This window comes from Enterococcus sp. R12, from assembly GCF_058135755.1.
In genome coordinates, this window is sequence record NZ_CM176874.1 from 1687520 (window position 1) to 1705183 (window position 17664).

Below are 17664 nucleotides of genomic sequence, written 5' to 3' on the forward strand. Positions count from 1 at the left end.
TGCTGAATTTGCTCCATTTTAGCGAAAATCTCCTTGTTATTTGTTAAACTTGTAACAAGGAGGTGTGGTCGAATGCATGAATCATTAAGTAAAAAATTAAAAGAGTATCGATCAAGACATAATTTAACACAGAAGGAATTAGCTGCGAGGTTATTTGTTTCTGATAAGGCCATTTCAAAATGGGAACGAGGAAATGGGTTGCCAGACATCGAGACATTGGTCCGTCTAGCCGATTTATTAGGCACACCAGTGGAAGACCTATTAAAAGAAAAGAAAGAAACCTACTATTATGAATACAAAAGTGAACGGACGGTTCTGCGGCTTCCGTTGATGCACATTTTGATTCCCAATTTATTCTTATTACTGAATCAAGTGACGAGTGTTCGAGCGTTTTTTGTGCTGATGAAAGAGCTACCAACTGCCAGCGGCTGGTTTAGCCTTGGTGTCAAAGCCAAAGGGATTATTGCTTTGGGGGTTGTCAGTTTAGGCTTTTTATCGATTGGCTTATTGTCCTTCGGAATGTTGGGAATTGGGACAGTCAGTATCGGTGTCATTGCAATAGGGAATCTCTGCTTTGGCTTATTAGTTGGGATTGGCAATCTTGCGATCGGTTCGATCGTTGTCGGTAATCTTGGCGTTGGCTGGCTCGCTCTAGCAAATGTCGCAATTGCTTGGATTGGGGTCGCAAATTATGGTGTAGGGAGTTTTATGGCTGTTTTGCCCGCAAATTCATCAACGGAAGATTTTAACCAAGCGATTCAACAACTCTTAGTCTCTGAGATCCCTGACTTGATTAAAACCACTATCTTTGAACCAATGATTCGTTTTACGAGCTCACCGATTTTTGTGGTGATCTTCGTGATGACGATCTTAACAACCATCTTTTTTATTCTTTGCTTGTTGACCATTGGCTTGGTGCGATTACGTCAAAGCATGTTGTATGAAGAGCTATAAGAAAACCTCTAGATGATGATTCTGATCGTTGAACTTATGTAGCTTCAGTGGCTCATTTTCTATTTCGACAAGTAAAAAAAGGCAAGGGACTGACGTGTCCTTTGCCTTTTTTATTAGTCTGCTTTCTTACTATCTTTAGGTTGTGTTTTTTTCTTTTCATCAGATTCGTTTTTCAAGAAACGCTCAATATCGTTTTCCTGCTTTTTCTTGTCTTTGTCGTTATCGGGAAGAAAGGCAAAATCATCAAACATTTTATCTAGCGAGTCTTCTCGTTGGAATTTTAAGCCCATAGGTTCACCTCCAAGCGCCTTAAGTTTACCACGAACGGTGGTAGATTTCATCAAAAAAAAGCGAAATAGTGTTCAATCGTTTCCCCCTTTACTATAATTAAAGAAAGGGGATAGAAAAGAGGGATAGCGATGATCAAAACTGAAAAAATCTATGGCTTTCTACAATCAACCCAAATGGAAGCAGCACAGTTGCGTTTGTTGATTGAAAATTGGTTCGCTTTGGTTCGTCTTAACTATCAGCCGACGGAATACTACTACAATCAGCAAGCGAAGAAACCTTATGATTTGGATGAGGTCAGTCAACTACTGCATAGCGCCCCTGAAGAAATCAATACGGAATTGATTGTGACGGACGGCCAAAATGAGTCCAGTATCCATATCATTCAAGAGGCTGTTTTACAACGGCACCTGTTTACGAAAGACGTATTTTCCACGCAAAAACCCGTGATTTTAAGTTACTTCGATGAAACGATGCAAAGAGATGGCTTGTTCGGCTATTTGCGTTCATATGATGAGTACTTGATGCATAACGTCGAGGGAATCAAGAAAAGGCAAAATTTTCAATCGATTGCTGAAATCAACGCGTTACCGAAGCGGAAAAATTTTGAACAAGAAATCGTCATCGACTGCAATCAGTTTTCTGGTTACGACGTCTTTTACAATGGCTATACACTGACTTCTTGCTGGCGCATGTACTTTTCGGCATTCTACGCGCATATCATTCCTCAGGTGATCATTACTGATGCGCAGCAGGTGGAGCAAGTGCAGGTAAGAGACCAAGGGGTTGTGATGGTGGAATTGTATCGAGATCCTTTCCAGTGGGATCACGAATTGAATCTATCCTACCAGCGATTGTTTCGCGATCAAACTGGAATCGATCAATTGACTTGGGATAACGGGGTCGGTATTTTGAGAGAACCATATATTGAATATGCCTTTGGTGATCACTTGATCCAAACCATTCAATACCAAAATGATCGACTGCAGCCAACAACAAAACGCCGTGCGACACATTTTGTCACCAGAAGCTTCGACCTCGTGAACGAAGAGTATCAAGAGCGGCGAGTGAAAGGGTATTTGAATGCACAAGCGTATTTTCCTTGGGTGGATCAAGAGCGGTTGCGCATGATGGATTATATCGTATTAAAGCCAGAACTAACGATAGACGATGGAGTAGAGGCTTATTCATTCTATATTCGTAGCCATCTCGAGATTGAATATTCAGAGGATCGTTTTAAAGACTATACTGCTTGCCTGCAATTTTATTTGCCTGAGACTGCTTTGAAGCACTTACCGCTAGATGCTTTGAAAGCGGCCATGCCTGATGTTCATTTTGGTTATCTGCACCGCACGCGCAAATATACATGGGTCAATCTAAAGAAGGATGGGAAAAAACTTCGAGTGTATTTTATGAACACCCAAAAGCTAGTCGAGCAGCAGCTTTTTACCAATCAAGAATGAAAAAGACCCGCAAGATCACGAGGATCTTGTGGGTCTTTTCAATTAGGCTGTTTGCTCAGGCGCTTTTTTCAACAAACCGAATACGACGCCAGAAACGATCGCACCGATCAAGATGAATAGCAAGAATAAAATTGGTTTAGATAATAATAGGACAACGAAGATCCCACCATGTGGCGCCATCAATTGGATATCAAAGGCACCGACAAGTGCACCAGTCAGGGCAGAACCGACGATAAAGCTTGGGATCGCTCGCAGTGGATCTGCTGCTGCAAATGGAATCGCACCTTCTGTGACGAAGGACAGCCCCATGACGATATTTGTCAAACCTGCTTCTTTTTGGTCTTTTGTGAATTTGTTTTTGAACAATAACGTTGCAACAAAGATTGCTAATGGAGGGACCATTCCGCCCGCCATTACAGATGCCATCACGACGCTACCACCTTCAGCAACGGTCGTTGCCAATGTTGCAGTACCAAAAACATAAGCGGCTTTGTTGATTGGGCCGCCTAGATCGGCTGCCATCATCGCTGCTAACAAAGCGCCAAGTAAAGCTGCGTTGGTACCACTTAAGCCAGTCAAGAAGCTGTTCAAACCGTCGTTGATAGCTTTCATTGGCACGTTGATCAGTAACATCAAGAAGCCAGTGATCAATAGGCCGAAAACAGGGTAGAAGAGGATCGTTTTGATTCCTTCTAATGATTTTGGTAAGCCTTTGAATAATGAACGTAAGAACTTGATGACGTAACCAGCTAAGAAACCGCCGATCAAAGCACCTAAGAAACCAGCACCACCTGTATTTGCTAACGCACCTGCTGCGAAACCGACGATCAATCCAGGTCGGTCACTGATACTTGAAGCGATAAATCCAGCTAAGACAGGTAGCATAAAACCAAATGCCGCGCTACCGATTTGATTGAACCAAGAAGCTGCTTGGTTGTAGTTTCCTAATTGACTTAAGGAATCTTGAGGGACACCCATGAACTGGTCCACCATGAAGGAAATAGCGATCATGATTCCACCGGCAATAACAAATGGCAGCATATGAGAAACACCATTCATCAAATCTTTATAGATTCGTTGACCGACTGAACCATCAGCAGAAGCGTCCTCTTTATCAGAAGCTTGACCGCTACCATGAAAAACAGGAGCAGTTCCGCTCATTGCTTCATTGATTAATTGCTCGGTTTTACGGATACCATCACTGACAGGACGGTTTACTAAATGTTTGCCGTCAAAGCGATCCATTTCTACTTTTTTATCAGCAGCTACGATTACACCAGTAGCTCGGGCGATATCAGCTTCTGTTAGACGATTTTTGATTCCTTCTGAACCATTTGTTTCGACTTTGATGTCAACACCAAGCTCTTTGGCTTTCTTTTTCAAAGCATCTTCTGCCATGTAGGTATGGGCGATTCCTGTCGGGCAAGCTGTAACTGCGACGATATAGGGACGTTCGCTAGCAGGTGCTGCTTCTTGGTTTGCCGCTTCTTCTGCTAAAGCATCGGCTTCTTGCTGTGCCTCAGCTTCTGAGAAAAGTTGCTGTACTTGATCAGCAGTCGTCGCTGTTTTTAATTTAGCAACGAAATCTGGATCGATCAACAAGCGAGATAGCGCTGCTAATGCTTGTAAATGAGTATCATTTGCTCCTTCTGGTGCTGCGATCATAAAGAAGAGGTACGTTGGTTGTCCATCTAACGCCTCATAGTCAACACCCGCATTACTTTTTGCGAATAAGACCGTCGCTTCTTTGACCGCACTGTTTTTGGCATGAGGCATTGCGATGCCGTCACCTAGCCCTGTTGATGTTTGAGCTTCTCGCGCAAGAATTCCTTCTTTGTAGACCTCGATATCTGAAATTCGTCCGACAGCATATAATTTTGCTACCATTTCATCAATGGCACCTTTTTTGTCTGTTGCTTGTAAGTCCATGATCATGGCATCTTTTAGCATCAACTCATTGATTTTCATTTTTTCCATCCTCCTATAGATTCACTTGTTCAATTATGACTTCCGGTAGTAATTCTTCGATAAATGACGCCTCAGCTAAATCATCTGAAAACGCAGTGGCACTGCCACAAGCGACTCCCCATTTGAATGCTTCAACCACATCTTTGGTCTTTGCATAACGCCCAATGAATCCAGCAATCATGGAATCTCCAGCGCCGACTGAATTTTTCAAAGGTCGTTTCAACACATTGGATCGATAGATCTCATTGCCAGTAAAGAGCAGGGCGCCATCGCCGCCTAGAGAGACAATGACATTTTTAGCGCCATCCTTTAGCATTCTTTGACCATAAGGCAAAATATCTTCGATTGTTGAAAAAGAAGTTTCATAAAGTTCGGCTAATTCATGATTATTTGGTTTGATCAGCAAAGGCTGATCGGATAAAGCATCAAAAAGTTCCGCGCCGGTCGTATCAATGACAAATTCCGCACCCGCTTCTTTAACGATTTTGATCAATTCTTTATAAAAGTCAGTTGGAAGACCAGCTGGTTTACTTCCTGATAGGATGACGATGTCTTCGGCAGAAAGAGTGGCTAATTGGTGTTTCAATTCAGCAATTTCTTGCTGGCGAATGACTGGACCTAGACCGTTGATTTCTGTTTCTTCGCCGGATTTTAGTTTGATATTGATTCGTGTGTCCGCAGCGACTTGGGTAAAGTTGCTGTTGATTTCCTCTTTGGTCAGCCACTCTTCAATAAAACGACCAGTAAATCCGCCAACGAAACCAAGGGCAGTCGAGGCGATGCCGATGCGTTTCAAAATCCGTGAGACATTGATTCCTTTGCCGCCAGGTAGTTTAAAGTCTTGTTTCATTCGATTAAGGGCGCCGATTTCCAAATGATCGACATGGACGATAAAGTCGATCGATGGATTGAGTGTTACTGTGTAAATCATTGTATTACCTCCATAATGGTTGTTTTTGCTCTGAATTTCGCTAAATAGTTTTTTGGGCAATAATCGGTGATGATCGTCGCACCTTCGATAAAGGCAACTTGAGCAAAAGTCGTTTGCTGAAATTTGGAATGGTCTAGCAAGACATAGGCTTGTTGACTGTGCTCTAAAGCGATCTGCTTGATCAGGGCTTCTTCAGGATCAGGTGTTGTGAATCCAGCCTCAGAATGAGCCCCGTTCATGCCCATAAAGCAACGATTAAAGCGTAGTTTTCGCAGTTGCTCACCAGCATTGATTCCTAACACAGCGTTCGTCGATATCTTAATGGTTCCCCCTAAAATCATGGTGTCGATCCCGTGATCGATCAATAGGGAAGCGTGTTTGACGGAGTTTGTGACCACCTTAAGGCCTGTGATAGCCGATAGGAAAGGAATCATTTCGAGGGTCGTTGTGCCAGCATCTAAGTAAATGACTTCACCATTTTTGATCGTCTGGGCAGCTGCTCTTGCTATCTTTTGTTTTTCCGTTTGAAACTTCGCCGTTTTTTCTGACATGTTTGGTTCGAAGCCTAATTGCTGACTTTTCTTGGCTCCACCGTGAATTCTGACTAAAAATCCTTTGTCTTCCAACTCTTGCAGGTCTCGACGGATCGTTGATTCTGAAGCATCCAACAGTTGAATCAGTTCACTGACCTTGACGATCTCTTCTTGTTCCAATCGTGCCAAAATCGCTTGATGACGCTCCTCTGTAAGCATTTTCATCACCTCTTCACCTGCCATGATACCATATGATTCGTTCAAAATCAATCATAAACAGTAAAAAACATTCAAAATGAAAGCGTGAATAAATGGAATCGGTCATAAACGATCATGATAACCGTCATTTTGATTTAATAGCTATCCTTATATTTGACAATTTTTACTATTATTTGGCTTAATTAAAGTAAGGGGGGATAAATAAATGAATAACAAAGTCATTTTACAAGGGTTCGAATGGGACCTGCCGGCAGATAGCCAGCACTGGAACAAATTGAAAGAAATGAGTAAAGAAATCAAAGAGTATGGATTTACCGCAATTTGGCTGCCGCCTGCCTATAAAGGGACAGCTGGGTCCGAAGACGTTGGGTATGGTGTCTATGATTATTATGATCTAGGCGAATTCGATCAAAAGGGGTCGGTGCCAACAAAATATGGGACAAAGGATGAATACCTAGAAGCAATCAAAGCACTGCAAGAACAAGGAATAGAGGTTTATGCCGACATCGTTTTCAATCACTTGATTGGTGCCGATGAAAAAGAAGTCGTTCCAGCGGTTAAATACAATACCGAAAACCGTAATGAACCGATCAGTGATGAGGAAGAAATCGAAGCTTGGACCAAGTTCACATTCCCAGGACGTCAGGGGACGTACAATGATTACGTTTGGACGTGGCATAATTTTTCTGGTGTCGATTATGATGACCGCAACAAAGACCACGGGATTTTTAACTTCGCTGATAAGGGCTGGGAAAACCAAGTGGATGATGAGATGGGCAATTACGACTACTTAATGGGTTGTGATTTGGACATGGAAAATCCCGAAACAGTGGAACAACTCAATAAATGGGGCCAATGGTACCAAGAACTGACCGGCGTTGACGGGTATCGACTAGATGCGGTCAAACACATTGAGTTCAACTATTACGCGGATTGGATCTTAAACCGACGCGAGGAAAAAGGCAAACCACTATTTGTTGTCGGAGAATATTGGTCAGGGGATCTGCCAAAATTAGAAGAGTATTTAGATTCTTCAGGAAATTTGATTTATTTATTTGATGTGCCATTGCACTACAATTTATATGAAGCATCTCACTCAAATGGCGAATACGATATGAGCCAAATTTTTGCAGGGACGTTGACCGCCGCTCGCGAAGATTATGCAGTGACTTTTGTGGATAATCATGACACGCAGGTTGGGCAAAGTTTACAATCTTGGATAGACGGATGGTTCAAAGTCCATGCCTATTCATTGATCCTTTTACGTAAAGCTGGCGTACCAGTAGTTTTCTGGGGGGATTTATTTGGGATTCCCGCGCAAGAAATCGCCCCTGTCGGGGATGCGCTGGTCCATATGCTGAAACTTCGGGAGAAGCTTGCATTCGGGAATCAAGTCGATTATTTCGATGATCCTAATTGCATTGGCTGGGTATTAACTGGCGATTATGAACATGAGCTTTCTGGATTAGCGGTCGTGATGACCAATGCCCAAGGAGCGGAAAAAGAAATGACTATCAGTGCGATCCATGGTGGAGAGACATTCGTGGATATATTGAGAAACAATGAAGCGAAAGTTGTTTTAGATGATACCGGAAAAGGTGTTTTCCCGGTCAATGATGGGCAAGTCTCGATTTATGTAAATGAAAAACTAGTGGAGAAGTACTTTAGTTAACCAAAATCTTCAACGAATAAAAAGGCTGGTAGGTTTACAGCCTTTTTATTATGTAAACAAATCAAGCCTGCTTTCTCTTGAAAAAATCGCATGAATCGTAAGGGAAAAAATCAAAGCGCTTTTAATTAAAAGTTTTCAAAGCGTTCGGTTTTCCCCTTTCCCGGATAATGCTATAATTGAGAAGATTGAGAAAGAAAGGATGTTTAAAATCATGTCATCCAAAAGTGAATTACTTGAACGCATGAACCCACGGCAAAAAGAAGCCGTTATGCATACGGAAGGACCGTTGCTGCTGATGGCAGGTGCAGGAAGCGGGAAGACCCGTGTTCTAACCCACCGAATCGCCTATTTAATAGAAGAAAAAAATGTGAATCCATGGAATATTTTAGCCATCACATTTACCAATAAAGCGGCACGTGAAATGAAGGAACGGGTCAGTCAACTATTAGGATCGGGTGGAGAAGACGTTTGGGTTTCAACCTTCCACTCGATGTGTGTCAGAATCTTGCGCAGGGACGTTGATCGTATTGGCTATTCGAAGAATTTTACCATCATTGACTCTTCTGAGCAAAATACACTGATGAAACGGGTATTAAAAGAATTGAATATCGATCCCAAAAAATATGATCCTCGTTCTATTTTGGGAACGATCTCTCATGCAAAGAACGAGCTGTTGACACCTGAAGCTTACCAAGCCATGGAAGGTAGTCTATTTGAGCAGATCGTAGGTCGTTGCTATGAAAAATATCAAAAAGAGCTGCGCAATAATCAATGCATGGACTTCGATGATTTAATCATGAATACGATCCGTCTCTTCCAAGACAATGAAGATGCGCTGCAATTTTATCAACGGAAATTCCACTATATCCATGTCGATGAATACCAAGATACCAACCACGCCCAATACACGCTGGTCAATTTATTGGCCGCTCGTTTTCGAAATCTTTGTGTTGTTGGGGATGCGGACCAAAGTATTTACGGTTGGCGTGGTGCCAACATGCAAAATATTTTAGACTTTGAAAAGGACTATCCAGATGCCGCAACGATTTTGTTAGAGCAAAACTATCGTTCAACGCAAACGATTTTAAATGCGGCAAACCAAGTAATCAAAAATAACCGCAACCGTCCAGATAAAAATCTATGGACAGAAAATCATGATGGGGAAAAGATCACTTATTATCGCGGGGATAGTGAACGAGATGAAGCGCGATTTATCGTCAGTGAAATGCAAAAACAAATTGCAGAAAAGAACCGTAAATTCGGTGATTTTGCGATATTGTATCGGACCAATGCCCAGTCACGGATCATTGAAGAAATGCTTTTAAAAGCCAACGTTCCTTATACGATGGTCGGCGGCAGAAAATTCTATGACCGCAAAGAAATCCGTGATATTTTGGCCTATTTATCGGCGATCGCCAATCCGCGAGATTCCATCAGCTTAGAGCGTATCATCAATGTACCAAAACGTGGGATCGGTGCGACATCCGTCGAGAAACTACGAGCGTTTGCGAATCTTCATGAATGGTCATTGTTAGAAGCAGCCATGAACGTCGAGTTAGCGAATATTTCTGGAAAGGCTGGCAAAGAATTAGGGAGCTTTGGGATGATGATGGATGGCTTCGCCCAGATGGTTCCTTACCTATCAGTAACCGAACTGACGAAAGAAATATTAGAAAAAACGGGTTATCGTCAAGAGTTAGTCAACCAGAATAATTTAGAAGCACAAGCTAGACTTGAAAACTTGGAAGAATTTTTATCGGTTACCCAAGAATTCGACAAACGATTTGAGGCGCAAAACGAAGACGATGCAGATGCACCAGATGAGAAGTTGAGTGTTTTCTTAAATGACTTAGCTTTATTGTCAGACGTCGATAGTTATGAAGAAGAAAGTAGTCAAGTGACTTTGATGACCTTGCATGCTGCAAAAGGACTAGAGTTTCCCGTGGTATTTTTGATTGGGTTGGAAGAAAATATCTTCCCGCTTTCTCGTGCCTTAATGGAAGAAAGCGAGCTCGAAGAAGAACGGCGCCTTGCTTACGTGGGAATCACTCGTGCCGAGGAAGAGCTCTTTATGACCAACGCTTTTTCCAGAACATTATACGGTCGGACCCAATACAATCGTCCGTCTCGGTTTATCGAAGAGATCGAACAAGATCTGCTGCAATCATTAGGCGAGCGTTCACAGCCGAAAGCTGCTGCACCGTTTCAACCAAAAGTGTTCAAACCGAGCTATACACAGCCGCGTCAAACGACTGTCGCTTCTAAAAAACAGACTTCTGCAGCTGGTAATACATGGCAAGTTGGCGAGAAAGTTCAACATAAAAAATGGGGAATCGGTACCGTCGTTCGGACGACTGGCAGCGCGCAAGATGTTGAATTAGATGTGGCGTTCCCACAACAAGGAGTCAAACGATTGTTGGCGGCCTTTGCGCCGATTGAAAAAGTTGAAAAATAAGGAGGATATTAGGATGGATGTCCCTTCAAAAGAAATCCAATCACGAGCAGAAGAGCTGCGCACACAATTAAATCAGTATGCTTACGAATACTATGTAAAAGATCAGCCTTCCGTGGAAGATTATCTCTATGATCAGCTATATGCAGAACTGGTTGAAATTGAAACCAATTATCCGCAGCTAGTAACCGAAGACTCACCCACCCAACGAGTAGGCGGTATCATTTTACCTGGCTTTGAAAAGGTCACGCATGATATTCCGCTATATAGCCTGAACGATGTCTTTGACAAAGAAGGAATCGTGGCTTTTGATGCCCGTGTTCAAAAAGCACTGGGGAAAGCGGTAGATTATGTCTGCGAGTTAAAGATCGATGGATTGTCAATTTCCTTGAAATATGAAGAAGGGCGCTTTGTTCGTGGAGCAACTCGAGGAGATGGTACGGTAGGTGAAAACATTACAGAAAACCTAAAGACCGTCAAATCGATTCCACTGAAATTAAAAGAACCGATCTCGTTGGAAGTTCGCGGCGAATGCTATATGCCAAAGGCTTCGTTTTTGAAATTGAATCAACAGCGAGAAGAAGAAGGGGCGGAAGTTTTTGCCAATCCTAGAAACGCAGCGGCTGGAAGCTTGCGACAATTAGACACACGGATCGCAGCCCAAAGAAACTTAAGCACCTTCTTGTACACACTAGCTGACTTTGGACCAATTGAAGCCAATGATCAATTTTCAGCATTGAATGAACTGGATCAATTAGGCTTTCGTACAAATCACGAACGCAGAGTGTGCCACACCATCGATGAGGTTTGGGCATATATCGAAGAGTTTCATGACAAGCGCAGTGAGCTTCCCTATGAGATTGACGGCGTAGTCATCAAAGTCAATAATTTCAAAGATCAAGATGCGCTAGGCTTTACCGTAAAAGCACCCCGATGGGCGGCGGCATATAAGTTTCCACCGGAAGAAGCGGAAACAGTGATCGAAACGATCGAATGGACCGTGGGACGGACGGGTGTTGTGACACCGACCGCTGTTATGACCCCTGTTCGTGTTGCTGGAACGACGGTCAGCCGTGCCAGTCTCCATAATGTAGATTTCATTAAAATGAAAGACATCCGCATTGGCGATTCGGTCATCATCTATAAGGCGGGGGACATTATTCCAGAGGTTGCGAAAGTCTTGGAAGAAAAACGAACAGAAGCAAGTCAACCCTTTGAATCGCCTACACATTGTCCCGAATGTGGGAGTGAGCTGATCCATTTAGATGAAGAAGTTGCCTTGCGTTGTATCAATCCAAAGTGTCCAGCACAGATCAAAGAAGGACTAAGCCATTTCGTTTCACGGAATGCTATGAACATTGACGGTTTAGGGCCCCGTGTTTTAGAGAAAATGTTCGATAAATCCTTAGTTAAAGATGTGGCCGACTTGTACTTTTTAACAGAAGAACAATTGTTGACCCTTGATAAAATCAAAGAGAAATCAGCCAATAACCTGTTGCGGGCGATTCATCAAAGTAAAGGAAATTCGGTTGAACGTTTGATTTTTGGGCTAGGCATCCGTCATGTCGGTGCGAAAGCGGCTCGGATTTTAGCAGAACATTTCGGTGATCTGCGGACGCTCAGCAAAGCCAAGGAAGAAGAAATCATTTCGCTAGAAGCTATCGGCGCAACGATTGCCGAAAGTGTCGTCACGTATTTTGACAATCAAGAAGTTCACGACCTGTTAGATGAACTTGAAAGAGCGGGTGTCAACTTTGCTTATTTGGGGCTTAGAAATGAACAGTTGGAAGACGTCGAATCACCATTTAAAGAGAAAACCGTCGTTTTAACTGGAAAATTAAGTCACTTCACTCGTGAAGAAGCCAAGGAACGAATTGAAAATCTCGGTGGGAAGGTAACAGGGAGTGTATCGAAAAAGACCGATATCGTTGTTGCTGGGGAAGAGGCAGGCAGCAAACTGACCAAAGCACAATCCCTAGGTGTCACCGTTTGGGATGAAGCTCAAATGGTGGCTGCGATCGAAGGCAGTCATTCGGCAGATCAATAACCTTTAAGCATTGTCACAGACGAGAAGCAGTTGTTTTTTCTTGTCTAATTGAAATCATTTCTTCCCTGCACTATGAGGAAAGAAATGATTTCTGCTTTTATTTGCAATTATATTTGATAATTTTCAAATTCTATTTCATGATTTGTTAAAAAAATGATACAATACATTGGAAAAACGTAAACGTAAATTACGGATACGAGAAAGAGGAGGATTTTATGGCGATCAGCGAAGAACAAGTCAAACACGTTGCCAAACTAGCAAAACTTTCATTCTCAGACGATGAATTACATGAGTTTACCTCTCAGCTAGGGAAAATTATTGATATGGTTGAAACACTTGAAGAAGTGGACACCACAGGAGTACCATTCACATCGAATGTCGCAGAAACGATCAACGTGATGCGTGAAGATGTAACGACCGGCGGCTGGGACCGTGATGAATTAATGAAAAATGTTCCAGAATCCGAAGAAGGCTTTATCAAAGTGCCTGCAATCATTGATAATGGGGAGGCGGGTGCCTAATGACTGAATTATATAAAAAAAGCTTAGAAGAATTACACAGCTTATTAGTGTCAAAGGAAATTACTGCAACAGACTTAACGAGCGAAACCTTTGCTCGCATTAAAGAAACAGAGCCGAAAGTCGATGCGTTTCTAGCGTTGAATGAAGAAAAAGCGCAGGAATTGGCACAAGCCATCGATCAAAAAGGCATCACTGAAAGCAATGTGTTGGCGGGAATTCCAATCGGAATCAAAGACAACATCGTTACCAAAGATTTGCGGACAACAGCTGCTTCAAAAATCTTAGGTAATTTTGATCCAATTTACGATGCGACCGTTATGGACAAAGTTTACCAAGCAGACATGATTCCAGTTGGTAAGTTAAATATGGATGAATTTGCCATGGGCGCAAGTACCGAAACGTCGTTCTTTAAGAAAACGAAAAACGCTTGGGACGAAACAAAAGTACCTGGTGGTTCATCAGGTGGCTCGGCAGCTGCCGTTGCAGCTGGACAAGTTCCCCTATCATTAGGTAGCGATACGGGTGGTTCGATTCGTCAACCAGCAGCTTTCAATGGGATCGTCGGGATGAAGCCAACCTACGGACGGGTTTCTCGTTTTGGTCTGATCGCGTTTGCATCATCTTTAGATCAAATTGGTCCGATGACGCGTGGTGTGAAAGACAATGCCTTTGCATTAAATGCCATCAGTGGGTTTGATGCGAAAGATAGTACGTCAGCAGGCGCTGCTGTTCCTGATTTTACAGCAGGTTTGACGGGTGATATCAAAGGTATGAAAGTCGCTTTGCCAAAAGAATACTTAGGTGAAGGGATCCAAGCAGGCGTTCGAGAAGCAATCTTAAAAGCAGCGGACACTTTCCGTGCGTTAGGAGCGACTGTGGAAGAAGTCAGCTTGCCACACTCAAAATACGGGGTAGCCGTTTACTATATCATCGCTTCTTCTGAAGCAAGTTCTAATTTGCAACGTTTTGACGGTATTCGTTATGGTTTCCGTTCAGAAAATGTCAGCAATCTAGAAGATGTCTATGTCAATTCTCGCAGTGAAGGATTCGGGGAAGAAGTAAAACGCCGGATCATGTTAGGTACGTTTTCACTAAGTGCTGGCTACTACGATGCCTACTTCAAAAAAGCCGGTCAAGTACGGACGTTGATCAAACAAGATTTCGATAAGGTCTTCAGCCAATACGACTTGATCATTGGCCCAGCTTCCCCAACGGTAGCATTTGGTATTGGAGAAAACATCAATGATCCGATCACCATGTACTTGAATGATATTTTAACCATTCCTGTGAACTTAGCAGGACTGCCAGGGATGTCGATCCCAGCAGGTTTTTCTGAAGGACTGCCAGTCGGCTTGCAGATCATTGGGAAACATTTTGATGAAGCAACCATGTATAAAGCGGCTTATGCCTTTGAACAAGCAACTGATTTCCACACGAAAAAACCAGTGATTTTAGGAGGGGATAAGGCATGAACTTCGAAACAGTCATTGGGCTTGAAGTCCACGTAGAATTAAAAACAGAATCAAAGATTTTTTCTCCAGCACCTGCTCACTTTGGCGCTGAACCAAATAGCAACACGAATGTGATCGACTGGGGCTATCCAGGTGTTTTACCAGTAATGAACAAAGCGGCTATCGAATTTGGGATGAAAGCTGCGCTTGCGCTGAATTGTGAAATCTCAAAAGAAACGCATTTCGACCGCAAAAACTATTTTTATCCCGACAATCCAAAAGCGTATCAAATTTCGCAATTCGATCAACCGATCGGTCATGATGGGTGGATCGAGATCGAAGTGGAAGGCAAAAAGAAAAAGATTCGCATCGAGCGAGTTCATTTGGAAGAAGATGCTGGGAAAAACATGCACGGCAAAGGCGGTTATTCTTATGTTGATCTAAATCGTCAAGGAACCCCTTTGATCGAGATCGTTTCCGAAGCGGATATGCGTTCACCAGAAGAAGCATATGCGTATCTAGAAGCGTTGCGTTCAATCATCTTGTTTACAGAAGTATCCGATGTGAAGATGGAAGAAGGTTCCATGCGTTGTGATGCGAATATTTCGTTGCGACCTTACGGCCAAGAACAATTCGGAACAAAAACAGAACTGAAAAACTTAAACTCTATGTCCTTCGTGAAAAAAGGGTTGGCATTTGAAGAAAAACGCCAAGCCAAAGTATTGCTTTCTGGAGGCGAGATCCAACAAGAAACTCGACGTTTTGATGAAGCAACCAGCAAAACCTTATTGATGCGTGTCAAAGAAGGTTCTTCTGATTATCGTTACTTCCCAGAACCAGATATCCCACGGTTTGTAATCGATGATGAATGGATCGAACGTGTACGTCAAAGCTTGCCAGAAATGCCGCAAAAACGTCGTGCCCGTTACATCTCTGAATTGGGCTTACCAGAATATGATGCAATGGTCTTGACTTTATCAAAAGAAATGTCCGATTTCTTTGAAAAAACCATCGATGCTGGTGCTGATCCTAAACAAGCTTCTAACTGGTTGATGGGTGAAGTTTCAGCGTATCTGAACAGCGAGAAATTGGAACTGCCAGAAACGAAATTAACCCCAGACAATTTAGCGGGAATGATTCGTTTGATCGCCGATGGCACGATCAGTTCGAAGATTGCGAAAAAAGTCTTCAAAGAGTTGATCACAAACGGCGGCGACGCTGAAGAAGTCGTAAAAGCCAAAGGATTGATCCAATTATCAGATCCTGCGCAATTACTACCAATGATCAATGAAGTATTAGATAATAACCAACAATCCGTCGATGACTTCAAAAACGGAAAAGACCGCGCAGTCGGTTTCTTAGTTGGTCAAATCATGAAAGCAACCAAAGGACAAGCGAATCCAGGCGTTGTGAACAAGCTGTTGCAAGAAGAACTAGCAAAGCGATAAGAGGCAAGCGATGAAAAGAGCAAGAGTAATCTACAACCCGACATCTGGGAAAGAATTGATTCGAAAAAACTTAGCAGATATTTTAGATGTTTTGGAAACTGGCGGTTATGAGGCGAGTGCATTTGCCACGACCGCTGCGCCATTTTCCGCTCGTGATGAAGCAAGAAGAGCCGGCGAAGCTGGTTTTGATTTGGTGGTAGCTGCCGGTGGGGATGGCACGATCAATGAAGTCGTCAATGGGATCGCTCCTTTAGAAAAGCGACCAAAAATGGCGATCATTCCTGGAGGCACGACCAATGACTACGCACGAGCGCTAAAGATTCCCCGTACGGATATCAAAGCAGCTGCGGAAGTGATTTTGAAGCAGCAGACAGTGAAAATGGATGTCGGAAAAACACCCAACACGTATTTTATCAACATTGCTGCTGGTGGGCACTTAACGGAATTGACCTACGATGTTCCTTCTGAACTGAAAAGTGTTTTTGGCTACTTAGCTTATCTAGCAAAAGGAGCGGAATTACTCCCTCGTGTCAAACCAATCAAAATGCATCTAAAGTATGAAGACGGAGAATACATTGGCGGAGCGTCGATGTTCTTTTTAGGGCTGACGAATTCAGTTGGGGGCTTTGAACAGATTGCGCCTGATGCAAAGCTTGACGATGGGAAATTTTCGTTGATCATTGTCAAAACGGCCAATATTTTTGAGATCGTCCACTTAGTTGCTTTAATGATGAATGGTGGAAAACACATCAACGATCGTCGTCTGATTTATACGAAAACATCTTTTCTTGAAGTAGACGCACCAGAACAGGTCAATCGTTTAATGATCAACCTTGATGGCGAATACGGCGGAGATGCTCCTATGCGCTTTGAAAACCTACACAATCATATTGAGTTTTTTGCAAATGTCGATCAAATCCCTGACGATGCGGTCGTTGGTGAGCAAAATTATCAAGAGATGAGCGAAGGTTTTATTAAAGAAGTCGAACGTCTTTCCGATGAGGACATCAATGGGGATGGCAAGATCGGCGACGAAACAAAGTAAACGATTTTTCTTTTCATGCGAGTTGAAAGAACAGGGACTTTTGGACCTGTTCTTTTTTTAAAACGTAATTGTGGAAAAGCAGGCACCGATTTTTTTTCGAATACTTGATAGAATAGCTTTTCTTAAATTTTAGTAAAGGACGTTTTTTATAAAGTGTTTCACGATTTGCCTTTGTTTCACGAAAATGGGCGCGGATCATATAAATAAAACGAATAAAATTTCCAAAACACGAATGATAATCATCAAAAAGCGAACTTTTCGAATATATGCTCATTAAAGTTCGTTATTTCCGTATTTCTATCCAATCTATGGATGCAAAAGCGAATAAGAATATGCTATAATGGTGAAACGAAGAAATGGGGGGACCGGAATGGAGCAAATCGATTCTACAAAAGCGCTTGATCTGCTGAGAGATGACGCAGAACGAATCAAAAAGCTGATCCGAAACCAAGAAAATAGTTTATGTATCGCACAATGCAAAGCATTTGAAGAAGTGGTTGATACCCAAATGTATGGTCTATCACGACAAGTGGCATTTGCGATCCGCTTGGGGATCGTTGATAATCAAACAGGACAGCAATTGATGGCGGATCTTGAAAAAGATTTGAACCAATTGTATAGCGAGGTCTACGAGGACCAGCGGACACCTGACATCGGCAAGGAGGCATAAAC

The 17664-nt window shown here is 42.7% G+C and carries 14 protein-coding genes; 10 read left to right on the forward strand and 4 right to left on the reverse strand.

Annotated elements, in window-relative coordinates:
• The first annotated feature begins 72 nt into the window (after window positions 1–72).
• Window positions 73–954 carry a helix-turn-helix transcriptional regulator gene (locus ACTW1R_RS07760; protein WP_016610131.1) on the forward strand — a complete coding sequence of 294 codons (882 nt, stop codon included), beginning with the start codon at window positions 73–75 and terminating at the stop codon, window positions 952–954.
• Between the two features lie 113 nt (window positions 955–1067).
• On the opposite strand, the gene ACTW1R_RS07765 is transcribed toward ACTW1R_RS07760, so the two are convergent.
• Window positions 1068–1244 carry an SPJ_0845 family protein gene (locus ACTW1R_RS07765; RefSeq protein WP_010748176.1) on the reverse strand — a complete coding sequence of 59 codons (177 nt, stop codon included), beginning with the start codon at window positions 1242–1244 and terminating at the stop codon, window positions 1068–1070.
• Between the two features lie 129 nt (window positions 1245–1373).
• Between ACTW1R_RS07765 and ACTW1R_RS07770 the strand changes: the two genes are divergently transcribed.
• Entirely contained in the window at window positions 1374–2705 is a 1332-nt protein-coding gene (locus ACTW1R_RS07770) for a hypothetical protein (RefSeq protein ID WP_167821810.1), read from the forward strand.
• 42 nt (window positions 2706–2747) lie between these two features.
• Here ACTW1R_RS07770 and ACTW1R_RS07775 read toward each other — a convergent pair whose 3' ends face one another.
• Genes ACTW1R_RS07775 through ACTW1R_RS07785 form a run of 3 tightly spaced genes read right to left on the reverse strand, consistent with a single transcriptional unit; the run spans window position 2748 to window position 6356 of the window.
• Window positions 2748–4673 (reverse strand): PTS fructose transporter subunit IIABC, encoded by a 1926-nt coding sequence (locus tag ACTW1R_RS07775; protein WP_015509618.1) that lies wholly within the window; start codon window positions 4671–4673, stop codon window positions 2748–2750.
• Between the two features lie 13 nt (window positions 4674–4686).
• Window positions 4687–5604: a 1-phosphofructokinase gene (pfkB, locus tag ACTW1R_RS07780; RefSeq protein ID WP_015509619.1), complete on the reverse strand. Its 918-nt coding sequence runs from the start codon at window positions 5602–5604 to the stop codon at window positions 4687–4689.
• Complete coding sequence (locus ACTW1R_RS07785; RefSeq protein WP_005225973.1) at window positions 5601–6356, reverse strand: DeoR/GlpR family DNA-binding transcription regulator; 756 nt, start codon at window positions 6354–6356, stop codon at window positions 5601–5603. Before ACTW1R_RS07785 ends, pfkB begins: the two co-directional genes overlap by 4 nt.
• A gap of 205 nt (window positions 6357–6561) precedes the next feature.
• Between ACTW1R_RS07785 and ACTW1R_RS07790 the strand changes: the two genes are divergently transcribed.
• From ACTW1R_RS07790 to ACTW1R_RS07825, 8 genes are all read left to right on the forward strand, one after another.
• Window positions 6562–8028, forward strand: coding sequence for an alpha-amylase (locus ACTW1R_RS07790; protein WP_015509620.1), 1467 nt, complete (start codon window positions 6562–6564; stop codon window positions 8026–8028).
• A gap of 211 nt (window positions 8029–8239) precedes the next feature.
• The gene (gene pcrA / locus ACTW1R_RS07795; RefSeq protein WP_167821811.1) at window positions 8240–10483 is read left to right on the forward strand and encodes a DNA helicase PcrA; all 2244 of its coding nucleotides are present in this window, start codon (window positions 8240–8242) and stop codon (window positions 10481–10483) included.
• Window positions 10484–10496: 13 nt separating this feature from the next.
• A complete protein-coding gene (gene ligA / locus ACTW1R_RS07800; protein WP_271812998.1) occupies window positions 10497–12527 on the forward strand; it encodes an NAD-dependent DNA ligase LigA in 2031 nt (676 codons plus the stop codon).
• Between the two features lie 215 nt (window positions 12528–12742).
• Complete coding sequence (gene gatC, locus ACTW1R_RS07805; RefSeq protein ID WP_005225977.1) at window positions 12743–13048, forward strand: Asp-tRNA(Asn)/Glu-tRNA(Gln) amidotransferase subunit GatC; 306 nt, start codon at window positions 12743–12745, stop codon at window positions 13046–13048.
• Window positions 13048–14520, forward strand: a complete 1473-nt coding sequence (gene gatA / locus ACTW1R_RS07810; protein ID WP_010748184.1) for an Asp-tRNA(Asn)/Glu-tRNA(Gln) amidotransferase subunit GatA — start codon at window positions 13048–13050, stop codon at window positions 14518–14520. Before gatC ends, gatA begins: the two co-directional genes overlap by 1 nt.
• Entirely contained in the window at window positions 14517–15947 is a 1431-nt protein-coding gene (gene gatB / locus ACTW1R_RS07815; RefSeq protein WP_005225979.1) for an Asp-tRNA(Asn)/Glu-tRNA(Gln) amidotransferase subunit GatB, read from the forward strand. Before gatA ends, gatB begins: the two co-directional genes overlap by 4 nt.
• 10 nt (window positions 15948–15957) lie before the next feature.
• Window positions 15958–16992 (forward strand): diacylglycerol kinase, encoded by a 1035-nt coding sequence (locus ACTW1R_RS07820; RefSeq protein WP_010748185.1) that lies wholly within the window; start codon window positions 15958–15960, stop codon window positions 16990–16992.
• Window positions 16993–17362: 370 nt separating this feature from the next.
• Complete coding sequence (locus ACTW1R_RS07825; RefSeq protein ID WP_010748186.1) at window positions 17363–17662, forward strand: Fpa/YlaN family protein; 300 nt, start codon at window positions 17363–17365, stop codon at window positions 17660–17662.
• Window positions 17663–17664: the final 2 nt, after the last annotated feature.

What these genes read in the sequence shown, in the direction of transcription:
- ACTW1R_RS07765 (WP_010748176.1), bottom strand. Translation starts at nt 1,244, where the DNA reads ATGGGCTTAAAATTCCAACGAGAAGACTCGCTAGATAAAATGTTTGAT.
- gatA (WP_010748184.1), top strand. Translation starts at nt 13,048, where the DNA reads ATGACTGAATTATATAAAAAAAGCTTAGAAGAATTACACAGCTTATTA.
- ACTW1R_RS07770 (WP_167821810.1), top strand. Translation starts at nt 1,374, where the DNA reads ATGATCAAAACTGAAAAAATCTATGGCTTTCTACAATCAACCCAAATG.
- ACTW1R_RS07775 (WP_015509618.1), bottom strand. Translation starts at nt 4,673, where the DNA reads ATGAAAATCAATGAGTTGATGCTAAAAGATGCCATGATCATGGACTTA.
- ACTW1R_RS07760 (WP_016610131.1), top strand. Translation starts at nt 73, where the DNA reads ATGCATGAATCATTAAGTAAAAAATTAAAAGAGTATCGATCAAGACAT.
- ACTW1R_RS07785 (WP_005225973.1), bottom strand. Translation starts at nt 6,356, where the DNA reads ATGCTTACAGAGGAGCGTCATCAAGCGATTTTGGCACGATTGGAACAA.
- ligA (WP_271812998.1), top strand. Translation starts at nt 10,497, where the DNA reads ATGGATGTCCCTTCAAAAGAAATCCAATCACGAGCAGAAGAGCTGCGC.
- pfkB (WP_015509619.1), bottom strand. Translation starts at nt 5,604, where the DNA reads ATGATTTACACAGTAACACTCAATCCATCGATCGACTTTATCGTCCAT.
- ACTW1R_RS07820 (WP_010748185.1), top strand. Translation starts at nt 15,958, where the DNA reads ATGAAAAGAGCAAGAGTAATCTACAACCCGACATCTGGGAAAGAATTG.
- gatB (WP_005225979.1), top strand. Translation starts at nt 14,517, where the DNA reads ATGAACTTCGAAACAGTCATTGGGCTTGAAGTCCACGTAGAATTAAAA.
- ACTW1R_RS07825 (WP_010748186.1), top strand. Translation starts at nt 17,363, where the DNA reads ATGGAGCAAATCGATTCTACAAAAGCGCTTGATCTGCTGAGAGATGAC.
- pcrA (WP_167821811.1), top strand. Translation starts at nt 8,240, where the DNA reads ATGTCATCCAAAAGTGAATTACTTGAACGCATGAACCCACGGCAAAAA.
- gatC (WP_005225977.1), top strand. Translation starts at nt 12,743, where the DNA reads ATGGCGATCAGCGAAGAACAAGTCAAACACGTTGCCAAACTAGCAAAA.
- ACTW1R_RS07790 (WP_015509620.1), top strand. Translation starts at nt 6,562, where the DNA reads ATGAATAACAAAGTCATTTTACAAGGGTTCGAATGGGACCTGCCGGCA.